Origin of the sequence: Legionella pneumophila subsp. fraseri (genome assembly GCF_000586315.1) — a bacterium.
GTDB lineage: Bacteria > Pseudomonadota > Gammaproteobacteria > Legionellales > Legionellaceae > Legionella > Legionella pneumophila_B.
Genome location: NZ_JFIM01000017.1, coordinates 25,307 through 38,449 on the forward strand (window position 1 = coordinate 25,307; position 13,143 = coordinate 38,449).

Consider the following 13,143-nt stretch of genomic DNA (forward strand, 5'->3'; position numbering starts at 1 on the left):
TGGCTTAGGAAGAAAACTTATTAGGGACAAATTGCTGGATCTATTGTGCAGATCCATTATTCAAAATAAGGCATTTGCAGAAAATGAACCTTTCTCTATAGCAACCAGATAACCCTTTTAATAGAGGAAAGCTATGCTGTATAGTAATTATCGATTCTACCTTGCAAAAGATGCCCAACTGCTCGACCCGGAACTATCTAAAGAAGCAATTGAGCAGATTTTGGCTAAAACCAAAGAACTGGAGTTAGTACGAGTAGCAGTCGATTTGACTGGTTCCAATAAAAGCATCAGCGTATTGTGCGCATCCAAAGAGCATCATGTCATAAAAGCCAAAGTAACTCAGCTTTTAAAGGAGCAAGGACTTACTGTAACAGACATGATGGAAACGGAAGTACTCCAGGATATTGAACCAATGGAGCATCACCATCATACACATGCGTCCAGGAATACACATCCTCATCCGGTTAAAAAGCATCGGAAAAAAACAAAACATGACCATTCTCATGGGCATGGGCACCACCATGGACATCATCATGAAAATCATTGGATCAAAGCCGCATTAGGTTTGATTTGGGGAATAGGATTGCTTGTCCTTTCTATTGGGACCTTTAATATTCCTCTAATTGCCTACTATATCATCACAGGGCTTACCGCTTTGATGACATTGTATTTGGGGCATACTGTTTATCAATCAGCTTGGCAAGCATTGAAAGAAAAAAAATGGGATACCACCACATTATACTCAATTAGCACTCTAACCATTCTTGTTGTATCTATTGCGAGTGTTTTTATCCCAGGTCTACCTATGATGTTTGAGGCAGCGCCTTTGGTTTTAGGCTTTTGGCATTTAGGTGAAGGAATTGAACATACTTTGGTTGGTAAAATCAATAAAAAATTAGATGTACGTGATTGTGTACCACCATTAGTCCTGTTAAAAGGCACTCCGAATAGAGAAATTTCAGTCAAAACCTTAATTCCTAACGATATGATTATCGTTAAAAAAGGACAGGTCATTCCTGTTGATGGTGTCTTAACGCAAAAAGCGCTCCTTTATACCACAAGAATTGATGGCTCGCCCAAACTCAAAGAATTTCACCCTGGGGATGTTGTAAAAGCCGGCATGCAATTGGCAGATCATATTCCTTCCCTGGAAATGCAGGTTACCAAAACTTATCAAAATTCTTATTTGTCATTGATTGCCGAAAACATTAATAAAGCGAATGATGAGAAAGCGCCTATCGAAATGTTCGCAGACAAGGTATTGAAATATTTCATTCCTGGTTTGATTGCGGTAGCGCTCCTATCGGGGATTGTCATCGGTTCATTATTTAACCCCGCACTGGCGATTCAATGCGTCGTATCTGTTCTGGTAAGTGCCTGCCCGTGCGCTTTGAGTTTAATTACCCCCATGGCAGTTAAAATCGGTATGAAAAAAGCCTCTGAAAACGGCATCCACTTTAACAACGGTAAAGCGTTACAAGCAGCAGCCAACATCGATACCGTTGTTTTTGATTTGAATGGCACTCTGACTCAGGGCAAAATGGTGGTGAAATCATTGCATATTACCGATAAAAAGTATTTGCGCCCTATTGCATTACTGGAAAGCCAGTCGGATCATCCGGTAGCGAAAATTATTAAATCTTACATGGAACAGCAAGACACGGCTTCAACCGAACCATTAGAAATAACGTCAATTGATAAGAGTCATCATTCCGGCATGAAAGGTATTATTAATGGCGAGGTCTTTATGATAGGGAATAAAGACATGCTTTCAGTCAATGGAATTACCTCCTTCGACAAACCCTATGATAACCCTGAAAACGGTTCTGTTTATATTGTACGTGGGACAACGGTGATAGGGCAGATTGCCTTAACTGACCCATTGCGCGAGGATGCCATTGCCACAGTGAAGCAATTAAAACGTCTTGGTAAAAGCGTACACATTTGTACAGGAGCTGATCAAGCCTCTGCAGAAAAATACGCGGCATTATTAGGCATTCCCAAGGATAATATCTGTGCGAACACCGTGGGGGCTGTCACGAAAACAGGTGAAGTATCCAAAACCAGTTATATTCAACAATTAAAGAAAAAAGGCTTTAAAGTGGCTATGGTTGGTGATGCCGCTAATGACGCTACCGCAATTGCCTATTCCGATATAGGCATTGCTGTTAAATCAAGTATCGGCGATTCCATCACTGAACAACATGCAGGCATTGTGGTACAACAAGGGTTATTATTCTCTATTGCGACTGCATTTGATGTAGCTAAAAAAACCAAACAAAATATTTTCCAAAACCTGTTCGTGAGCCTAAGCTATAACTCAACAATTACTCTGGTGGCAGCTGGGTTGTTTGTTGCATTAGGTTTTGCGCTCAATCCTGTTCTTGGTGTTGCATTGATGGTGCTTGAATCCACTATCGTTTTAACAAATTTATATCTTTTCAAGCAACAAGAAATTGTGTCTGCAGCATCCCATATCAATAATGCTGAAGAGGTGGAACCCGCTGGGAATACAACCTCAAAAGTTTTGTATGCTTTAGGGCATCGCTCCCAGCCTCAAGAAAATTTAGCTGTTGCAACAGAGCCCAAACAAGTCAATCCCAAAGTAATCACTTTGTTTGCGCCTAAGGAACATCCTTCTTCTTATAAATCTGATGTCACTCAACAAAAATTGGGATGCGGCATCTGTTGAGCAAGTAGTACTGCAATTGCCTTGATTTTCTAATTCAAGGCAGTTGTTACGATAGTTATCCTTTCGTTTATCACTGTTTTTTTGGACTATACTCATATCAAGACAATACAAAGCATCAAACCATAAAATTAGGATGATTCAATGCCATGAATAACGCTTGGCATCAAACCGCCACTGGACGCCACTCCATTTTAAGTAACTTGCGATTGAGTAGAACTGTACTTAACGTCATATTTATTATTGCCCTTTCTCTGCTTTTAATCATCAATATTATTTCTTATAACCAGGTTAAAAATTTAATCTCAGCCAATAACTGGGTTTCTCATACTCATGAAGTGATCCAAACTATAGATACTTGTCTTTATGATGTAATCGATATCGAGTCTCACCAAAGGTTTTACCTGATTCGCGGATCTGACTCTCAATTTATGGTCGATGTGGATAATATAAAATCAGCTTTAAAACTGAATTTAGACAAACTTGAGCAGTTAACCAGAAATAACCCCGAACAAAACAAGCGAACCCGTCGTTTTATTGATTTGGTTGAACAGCGATTAGGCTTGTTAAATCAACTCATCCAGTTAAAGATGAGTGGCAAACTGAATACACAAGAAGGCTATGATTTACTTAATCAAAGTCAAGACTTGTCTCATCAGTTTAAAAGTCTCGGACAAGAAATCAAATCTGTTGAATTGGTGTTGCTATCAGAAAGAAATACCCGTGCCGTTCGCTGGGCTGATACCAGCAGCTTCATTTTAATATCTGGAGGCATTGCAAGTATATTATTTTTAACGATAGCTTTTATTCTGGCAAATATAGAATTATCGACGCGCAGAAAAACGGAACTGCAGAATCAGAACACGCAGATTCGTTTAAAGAAAATTATAGAAAGCGCCAGTGATTTGATAGCCGCTTTTGACAAAGAGCAACGATTTATCACTTTCAATGAGGCTTATCAGCGCGAGTTTAAACGTCTTTTTGATAAATCCATCAGCATCAACATGTCTCTGGATGAGGCGTTCGCTGATGTTCCTGAAAATAAAAAACAATTGGCGCAATCCTGGAAAGAGTCTCTGCAAAGGGATGAAGAAACCAAAAATATCGAATTGAATATGGAACATGAAAAGATTATTTATGAAACGACCTCCAGACTCATTCAAAATGGTGACAATGAAATTAAAGGTGTTGTGCACAGCGTTCGCAATATCACCAAACGGGTACAAGAACATACCGAACTACAAGAATCATATGAAAAACTGGCTAATGGAATGAAGGAACTGCAAGAGAAAAATGAACAAATTACCCTACTGGTTGAGATGAGTGACATTATGCTGGCTTGCAGCTCCCAGGAAGAGCTAAGCGAGGTGATGGCTAAATACTCCCAACGACTGCTGCAATTTTCAAGCGGTTATCTGTTTATCATGCATCCTTCCAAAAACTATTTGGAAAAAGCGGTCAGTTGGGGTAACCCTCACCCGCACGATCTGACCTTTACTCCAGAGCAATGTTGGGCTATTCGGCTTGGTCGAATTCATTATGCAGGTTCATCTCGTATCGAGTTGATGTGTAGTCATATAGCGTTTGTCGAGCAACCAGAGTTGTCGCTGCTTTGTGTCCCCTTAATGGCCCAAAATGACATTTACGGCTTGTTATATCTTGAAATTGACCTAAAGTTTGATGAGAACCAACGATTACTGATAACCGCATTCGCAGAGCTTACCGCCTTGGCTTTGGCAAATGTCCGCCTGAGAGAGAATTTACGATATCAATCTATCCGTGATCCACTCACTGGATTATACAATCGCCGTTATCTGGAAGATTTTCTATTCAAACAATTACATCAGGCTGAACGAACAAAAGCTTCATTTGCCATTTTAATGCTGGATTTGGATCATTTTAAAAAGATCAACGACAGTTTTGGTCATGACGCAGGAGATCTTGTATTAAAAGAGATAGGGCAAATTTTAAATAGTGACATTCGCCTGGGTGATATTGCAGCTCGGTATGGGGGAGAAGAATTTGTCCTGCTACTCTATGACATTGATGCTCAAGCCGCTAAAATGAAAGCCGAAAATTTGCGTTCAGCCATTTCCAATTTACAGGTTAAATACGGAGCACAGCCTGTTGGCCAGATAACAGCCTCAATCGGAATATCCATCTATCCCGACGATGCCAAATCACCTGCTGAGCTGGTTGAAGCGGCTGATAAGGCTTTATACCAAGCCAAAAACAAAGGCCGGAATAAAGTGATCTTATTCTCCGAAGTAACCTATTAATTTAACCTATCAACAACCCATGGATTTTCAGGAAAAAGCGCTCATTATCCACCTTCAGAAACTCCGTGATTTTTAATGGCAAGCCAGTTTGCATTAATGTATACTGTCCCATCATTAGGCATCATGACTTCTCTTCATGCTCTATCAAGGAATTATCTCGAATGTTTAGCAAAGCCCTGATCACTGCAACCTATAAAAATGGAAAACCCGGCCAACTAACAGAAGAACATGAAAAAGCGGAGCATCACCGCTTTAAGACAGAATATCTGTTTAAAAATGCCAAGATCCCTAAAGATTTATACGCTTCACGATTGATTCAGCATTTTTTGATTATTAAAGCGATAGAAAAAAAATTACAAAGTTTGTCAAAAACAGAACAGTCAGAAATCAGCGCATTTTTTGCTTTATCTTATCTAGAGCACCTATGGCGTACCCCTGGTATAGAAAATGATTTACGGCAACTCAGCATTAATCCTGATGAAATTCATAAGAATGAGATAACAAAATCAACCGAACATTACCTTGAAAACATAGGAAAATTTACACCCAAAATCCTCTTGGCTCATTTTTTATTGCATATTGCCGGGTTTATGCATGGCGGGAATATTATTCGCTCGAAATACATTGAACCAAGTAATCGTTTGACCACTTACCAAATAACAGCAGATCAATATGATTTTTCTTCTGCCATCTCCTTTTTATCCTCAGGAAAGCATTCACCACTCGCTCTTTATCAGGATATGATGAAACAAGTCGATAATATTGTTCTAACTGGTGATGAGTATCAAGAGATTCTTGAGCAATGCAAAGGCATCTATGAATCCATGACCAATATTTACGATGACTTATGTGATATGCACACTCATCACTCGAAACTACCCACTTGCTCACTTGCGGCTATCAGCGTCAGTCTGGTTGCACTTGGATTAATTCTAAAACTACTGATGGATTTTTTAAATCCGATGACGAATCAGATATCAAACGCTCCTCGTTAAAGCCCATCGCCAGGATGTTATTGTGGCCTAAGTATTATGATTTACAATGGTTTATTACTTTATATATAATCCTTACCCACTTTTATATAAATTTGAACAACATCCAATAGATAACGTTGTTTTGACAAACAAATGGAACGATAACAGATGTTAAAACGGGATATTTCAACCCTGAATATATTAGTTGCATCAGCTGGTGGAATGATTGGTTCAGGCTGGTTATTTAGTCCATTTATTAGTGCCCAAATGGCAGGCAGTAATTCTCTGATAAGCTGGGTTATTGCAGCAATATTTATGTTGTTTATTGCCCTGCCGCTTTGTGAACTGGGAACAATGTTTCCAGTTTCCGGAGGCATGTCCAATTATCCTACTTACACACATGGTCGAGAAGTGGGTTTTTTATTCGCATGGACATCCTGGTTATCTTATGTCGTTATGACGCCTATTGAGATACAAGCAATTTTGCAATATTCAAGCCATTTTTTTCCAATATTAATCAACAATCATAGCGAATCACTCACACTGTCCACTTATGGTTACCTTGCTGCGATTGGGATTATGTTCTTCGTGGTTATTTTGAATTCTTATGGAATTAAATTTTTAGCCGAGTGTAACAAATATGCCAGCGTCATTAAATTTGTTTTGCCGAGTATCGCTATTATCTCTCTGTTAAAGCAATCACCATCTCTTGCAAATATTAATATTAATCTGTCAAGCAAGGAACATTGGGTAGAGATATTTACCGCTCTTTCTGCAGGAGGTGTCGCCTTTGCTTTTACAGGGTTTCAAAATGGTTTAATCCTGGCAGGAGAAGTTAAAAATCCACAACGTAATATTCCTATTGCCATACTTGGAGCGGTATTGGTTGGATTTATTCTTTATTTTATGTTGCAGTTTAGTTTTATAGCGGCAGTACCACAAAAGTATTTGGCTCAAGGTTGGCACGCATTGAGTTATCCAGGGGATGAAGGTCCATTGGTTGGGTTAACCCTTTTGTTAGGGCTTGGCATTGTTGCGACACTCTTATTGTTTGACGCCGCTTTTTCTCCTTTTGGCACGACTTTAGTCTACACTGCGGCAACATCCCGTATTTTGTATGGCATGGCATTAAACCAACATTTGCCCAAGTTTTTTTTAAAGGTCAACCGCCACAATATACCCTATGTAACGCTCTATGCGAATCTTTTGGTTGGTTCTTTTGCGTTCTTGCCCTTTCCAGGATGGCAAAAATTAGTGGCATTCCTTTCATCAGCAAGTATTTTATCATACGGAATAGGACCGATTTGCCTCTTGGCCATGCGTAAGATGCATCCCAATATGGATAGACCTTTTAAACTGGCCAACAGTGTTTTCTTGTCTCATATCGCCTTTTATATATGTAATCTCATGCTGTACTGGTGTGGTTTTTCTATTATTTGGAAATTGGACGCCGCATTACTTTTGGGGCTTGGTATTTACTTTTTTTATCATCGCAATATTTCTTTGAGAAATAGCTCACCTCTGGCATGGTTTATAATATACATGGGATCATCTTCTATTATTTCCTATTTAGGATCTTTTGGTGGCATTGGTTTATTGAAATTCCCTTTCGATTTAATCTGCTTCTTGCCTTATAGCATTTTAATGCTTTATATGTCCCAAACTTTAGTTAGATCACAGCACGAGGATGAAATGATGGGCAATGTTACAGAGTTGCCAGTATAAAATTCTTGGGGCAGCAAAGCGATAAAATAAAAGCACTTCCTCATTGCTCTTATCTATTTTGTTGTGAAATTTACAGGACTTACGATAAGCCCCCAATCTCTTATGGACAAAATAAATCAAGGGTAACTAGCCTGCTTCCTGCCGCGATACCCTTGATTTATATTGAGTTTCGAAATTTTTTACGATAAAGCGATTGTATCAAAATAAGATTCGTCTAAGCTCCGCTTCCTGCAATCGAGCTGCCAAAGACTCATCGGACTCCAAACCGGTCTGCGCTTTACCAGGAACATGAGTATTCCTTTTATTCTGTCCATGGGGGAAAAAACCATAAGGCGATAAAGTATCAAACAGTGTTTCATAGTGTTGGCGGTAACGTTTTGCTCGCTCTGATTGAGTTTGGGTTCTGAAGGTCCTGTCGAAAATTTGTTCTTCTTTTAAAGAAACGGCTCTGTCAGATACGGTTTCATAAGCAAACGCTCGCTTATGAGGCACGCTGTATTGTCTGGGTCCCTGGAGAGATTCTACTTGGGTTGTCCAGTGTGTATTGTAATGATTAATTAGGTTTACTGTAGGGTGGCTAGGAATAGGCTTGCCATTCGGTTGGCCAACAACATTGAGATTTATTTTAAGCAGCTCGGCAATTTCTTTCAAATCATCATGCGTTGCCCATCGTCCTTGTTCTTTAATTTTTTCAAGGTTCTTTAAAATAATTGAATTTGAATTGATTGTATTGCCTGACAGGACATCGTTTACTAAAACTTCCTTAACAAAAGCATTTTCTATTTTCTGCACCTGATGAAAAGGTTGATCCCTGAGAATTGGTCTCAGTATTCTGGCAATATCCCGAGCTGTTTGCACGATTTCCGGAGAGAAGGCTAGTTCATTAAATTGACTTATCCTTTCCAGAGAGCCTCTTCGATACAGATAAAGTTGTACTAACTCCATGAATTTGCAATAAGCATTTGATCCTTCAATTTTGGTTTGATCTTTACTTCGCCCTTCGTCCATTATTCTCTTGACCAAATCCTCTTTATTCACAATGACAGCAATATTTCGTAAAGACATCTGCAATAGAAACAATAATTCACTTTTATAGGTATAGGGTGAATCATGCAGTTTTTTTAAATCGACATTAAGAATATCTTGCAGTCGTACGCCATAAATACCTTCCACTTGTTTCCATCGATCATAAGTTTTACTTTTTCCGTGAAGTTCGAATTCATTTTGTATGATGTTTATTAAACCAATAGCAAGAGCATAAAATCCACAATCCCCACCACCAGGATTATCTATTGAATATGACATCTGTATACTCCCTTTTAGAGTTAATGATTTAATGTTTCAGTCAAGCATTATAAAATATGAACATTAAGTAAACATTATGTAACACATGCCATGAGAACACGCAAGTTGTTGCCAAATATCTTTTGCTTTGCAAGTAAGTACACAAGATATTTATAACTTACGTCCGAATTTGGTATCCGTTATTATTGCGTGGAAGAAAAAAATCTCGCTAAAGCCCTGGCCTCTTGTAGATTGACTTCAGCGTTAATCCAATTTAATTTGACTTGCGCTGTTGTTTGTTCACGTTGATTAACCAGAAAGAGCGTACTATCGCCTTCATAAAACTTCTTCGTTTCACCCCTCTCCACTTGCCGTGCGAGATTTAACTCTTTATTAAGCAAAACCACTTGCTGCTGATATATTTTTATTGCAACGAGGAGATTAGACAGCTCATTATTTAACTGTTCGTAGGTAAATTTCATTTCTGTTCTTACTTGCTGCAGTTCGCTCGTGGTGCTGATAAGCTTACCTCTCGCTTCGCGTTGAAAAATAGGAAATTTAAAATTCACACCGATCATAGCAGCCTGCGGGATCAATAAAGGATAACCACCTGTTCCATATTGCTTAAAGGTATAGGCTGTTGCATCAAGATTAGGAAGAAGTTCATTTCTTGCTAAATTTTGTTTTAATTTAACAATTTTTGAGTAATTCTCCAATTTACGCAAAACAGGATGCCGTTGTAACTGTGAAATACTATTGGATACTTGAATTGATTGCTTAGGAAATGATGCCGGTAATTGACTTTCTTCCGGTTTTTGCGGTTTGCCATTTGCGTCACGATAGTAAAGTGAAAGATTGATGCCAGCTTGTGCCAATAACATTTCTCCTTGATTGACCAGTTGTTCACGTTGAACGATAAGTTGTAAGTTTTCTGCAATGGCAAGTTTAGGCAGATCACCTTGTTGAGCTTGTTGAATAATCGCATTTTGCCGCTCTTTAGCTAAATTTAACAGGTGCTTGAAAGTTCTTAACTGGAAACCCGCTTCAACCCATTGCCAATAGGCTTTAATGGTTTCCTGATAAATTTTAATTTTTGTGGCGGCAGCATCTTGCTGTTTCATGCGAATCGTTTCTTCTCTTGTAAAAAGCTCAGTACGCTCTTTATCAATTCGCCTGTCTCTCAGCAACGGTAAAGAAAGGCCCGCACGATACTCACCACCAGAGTTGGTCAAATAGTTTTGGTAGTAAATTGGCCAATCGCCTCTACCAATACGATAGCCTCCAAACAATTTAAGCCCATTATAGAGGGTTGGCACATTAAAAACATTATCCGCATAATTATTAATGTACCCCCCGACCGGCTGGAAGCGGGGATTCACATCGAAAGAGGGGTCAAATTTTCCTAATGCATTGACATAATCGCCTTCAGCCTTTCTAATTTCAAGACGCGCTATTACTATCTGAGGGTAACTTCGATCAACACTTTTGAGTACAGCATCAAGCAGCAAAGGTTTGCTTGGTTTTGGAAAACAACTGAATGACAGCATCAAGAACAAGCATAAGACCATCAATCTGTTTTTGCCTGTAGAGAAAAAAATCATGATGCTTTATTCTCGCGATCACTTTCCGGGGGAAAACCATTATACTGACGCCAAAGCTCATACCATAAAGGCACCTGACCCAACTGAACCCACCCATGAACCCGCACTCCCTGCCTTAAAAAACGCGTACCAGGCCAGGGTTCATTAGGAACAATAACGACCCGAAATAAGCCAAATCCATTATCTGTAGGGTCTATAAAGGAGACTGTTCCCCCAAATGTTCCCACTGCAATTTCTGGCCATCCGCGAAATTGAATAGCAGGCCATCCTTCAAATTGCAAACGAGCTTTTTGATTAAGACGCACGAAAGGAATATCGTTCCCATCAATCCATAGCTCAACAGCTCGAGATTCCGTTTCCGGGAGAATTTGAGCCAATACGTCGCCAGCATTCACAACGACACTTTCCTGACCAGTCAAACGCCTAAAAATAATACCGGCGACATGGGCTTTGATGATTTGTGTTTTTTGACGAGCGATTCGAACATCGACATTAACTTTGTCAATATTAACCTGCGCAAGTTCATTTTGGTATTTTGCATATTCAATTTGTGCCAACTCATATTGCCTTCTCGAATTAATTCCCTGTTCATACAATTTCTTTTGTCTGTCAACATTGGCTTTCCCTGCAGCAATAGCTTGTTTGGCTGCTTCTATACGAAGCAAAATCGCCTTTTTCTCGACTTCAAGACGTGACAAAAGCTCCGGATCATTATCGGTAATATCGACTATTGGATCCCCTGGTTTAACACGCATGCCTTCGTCGACATACCATTTCTTTATTCGCCCGCTAACAGGTGAATTAACCGTATGTTGCCTCTCTGTTGGTGAAAAAGCGATGACTTTTCCGTTGCCTAATGCAAACTGTTGCCACGGAGTAAAACTCAAGAAAAGAATAATGGCAACAAAAACAATGAAAATTATTTTCCCTATTTTTTGAGGCTTAGGCAGTTTACTTATCATTGTATAAGCGTGCAGTTTCATGAGGGAATCACCAGACGGTTGTTTAAATGAGTAAAATCCGAATGCTGGCTCACGACCACGAGCAGTGTATTTTTTAACGTCAATAACAGCCCCATCATCTCATTGATTTCTTGACGGTTAAAGAGATCAAAAGCGCGATCAATAACAATTAATTCAGGTTGTAATAGAATAGCCCTGACCAACATCAATTTGGTAATTTCAACTGAAGTAAATACATCCTGCCATTCATAAAGAATGGTGCTTAGGCCTTCCGGTAATTGTATTACTTTATCAGCAAGCCCAACATTTTTTAATTGTTCAATAATGACTTTGTTAGACATATTGCGATGATTGAGTACTAAATTGTCATAAATGCTTCCCGTAAACCACTGAGGCTCTGCAATCAATAAACTGAAACGGCGAAGAGAAATGAGGTTTCTCTTCGCGCAAGGAATCCCATTAATAAGTACATGAAGTGAAACAGGATCTTGAAATCCAAATATTTGCTCAACAAAAAATTGGCATAAATCTGATTTTTCCGAAAATACTAATAATGGATTATCAACAGTTATCAATGCCTTATTCTTGCTATCCATCTCTAACTGGATGCTATTAATTGGAGTCAATAACTCACTATGCTCATCCTCTTTCACCTGTTCAAGCGACAAATTAAGCACTGCATCGATTTTATTTTCAGAGGCAACCAAATCATAATAATTTTCTAAAAGTACACCAAAGCGTTTAAATGAGTAAATAAGAGCGCCTAAAACGATTTCTGCCGCAACCAACTGCCCCAGGCTTAGCTGATTATTAATAACAAGATAGCCCCCCAAACCCAACAAAAGGCTGCTCGCCAAAGCAGACAGCGTGTAAAAACCAATTTGATGTTTGATAAGCTGTTTAAAATGGGTATTTCTTGCTTTTAAGAAAGCAACCAGTTTTTTATCCGTTTGTTGGGCCACATAGCGGTGATATAAATTAAAACGGAACAGATACCGGTTAATCAAAATTTCCTCTAACCAGGCACCTACGACGTGTTTTTCAGAGCATTCTTTTTTGGCGCTGCCTAATGCTTTTTTGTAAGGGATGAAAATGATCAGTAGAATGCCAAGAATGATAAAAACATCAAACAAAAGAAAAAGAGGGTGATAAATTAGAATCAGCAATAATCCAAAAAAAAGTTGTAAGCCCAAATTAATGCCGTATAACAATAAACTCGCCAGTGATTTTTTGATAGTGACGATTTCAAAAAAGCGATTGACCAATTCCGGTCCATGGTGTGTTGAAAAATTGTCTAGCGATAAATGAGTGAAATGTCGTGTCAGATGTAGGCTGATTTTAACCATCAGTTTTTGCTGAATCACCTCAATAATGACAATTTGCCATATGTGGAGGGCTCCTAAAGCCATCATCAAAATCAATACCATGAAACTTAAAGTAATGACCGGCTGCATTAACTTGCCAAACGCGATTAAATTCACAAGCGTTTGCGCAGCAATAGGGATGCTCAATGACAATAAGCTAATAAAAACACTAATCATCATGATAGATGAGATTGTTTGACGATCTAATACATCAAGAATTGAATTAATTGGTTTTGTACTCATTCCCTAAATATCCCTTTTACCC

The 13,143-nt window shown here is 38.9% G+C and carries 8 protein-coding genes; 4 read left to right on the forward strand and 4 right to left on the reverse strand.

The features are described from left to right. Nucleotides 1–133: 133 nt before the first annotated feature. The 4 genes from CC34_RS0105690 (at nt 134) to CC34_RS0105710 (ending at nt 7,667) form a co-directional block, all read left to right on the forward strand. Complete coding sequence (locus CC34_RS0105690; RefSeq protein ID WP_028379232.1) at nt 134–2,692, forward strand: heavy metal translocating P-type ATPase; 2,559 nt, start codon at nt 134–136, stop codon at nt 2,690–2,692. 146 nt (nt 2,693–2,838) lie between these two features. Next, nucleotides 2,839–4,968 (forward strand): sensor domain-containing diguanylate cyclase, encoded by a 2,130-nt coding sequence (locus CC34_RS0105695; protein WP_028378247.1) that lies wholly within the window; start codon nt 2,839–2,841, stop codon nt 4,966–4,968. Nucleotides 4,969–5,129: 161 nt separating this feature from the next. Beyond that, complete coding sequence (locus CC34_RS0105705; protein ID WP_027227936.1) at nt 5,130–5,963, forward strand: biliverdin-producing heme oxygenase; 834 nt, start codon at nt 5,130–5,132, stop codon at nt 5,961–5,963. A 147-nt stretch (nt 5,964–6,110) separates the two neighbouring features. Continuing rightward, the gene (locus tag CC34_RS0105710; protein ID WP_028378248.1) at nt 6,111–7,667 is read left to right on the forward strand and encodes an APC family permease; all 1,557 of its coding nucleotides are present in this window, start codon (nt 6,111–6,113) and stop codon (nt 7,665–7,667) included. 198 nt (nt 7,668–7,865) lie between these two features. Here CC34_RS0105710 and CC34_RS0105715 read toward each other — a convergent pair whose 3' ends face one another. From CC34_RS0105715 to CC34_RS0105730, 4 genes are all read right to left on the reverse strand, one after another. Then, on the reverse strand, nt 7,866–8,972 hold the full coding sequence (locus CC34_RS0105715) for a hypothetical protein (RefSeq protein WP_028378249.1): 1,107 nt from the start codon (nt 8,970–8,972) through the stop codon (nt 7,866–7,868). A 182-nt stretch (nt 8,973–9,154) separates the two neighbouring features. Continuing rightward, entirely contained in the window at nt 9,155–10,552 is a 1,398-nt protein-coding gene (locus CC34_RS0105720) for a TolC family protein (RefSeq protein ID WP_027227939.1), read from the reverse strand. After that, complete coding sequence (locus CC34_RS0105725) at nt 10,549–11,535, reverse strand: efflux RND transporter periplasmic adaptor subunit (RefSeq protein ID WP_027227940.1); 987 nt, start codon at nt 11,533–11,535, stop codon at nt 10,549–10,551. Before CC34_RS0105725 ends, CC34_RS0105720 begins: the two co-directional genes overlap by 4 nt. Beyond that, nucleotides 11,532–13,121 (reverse strand): ABC transporter transmembrane domain-containing protein, encoded by a 1,590-nt coding sequence (locus CC34_RS0105730; RefSeq protein WP_027227941.1) that lies wholly within the window; start codon nt 13,119–13,121, stop codon nt 11,532–11,534. Before CC34_RS0105730 ends, CC34_RS0105725 begins: the two co-directional genes overlap by 4 nt. Nucleotides 13,122–13,143: the final 22 nt, after the last annotated feature.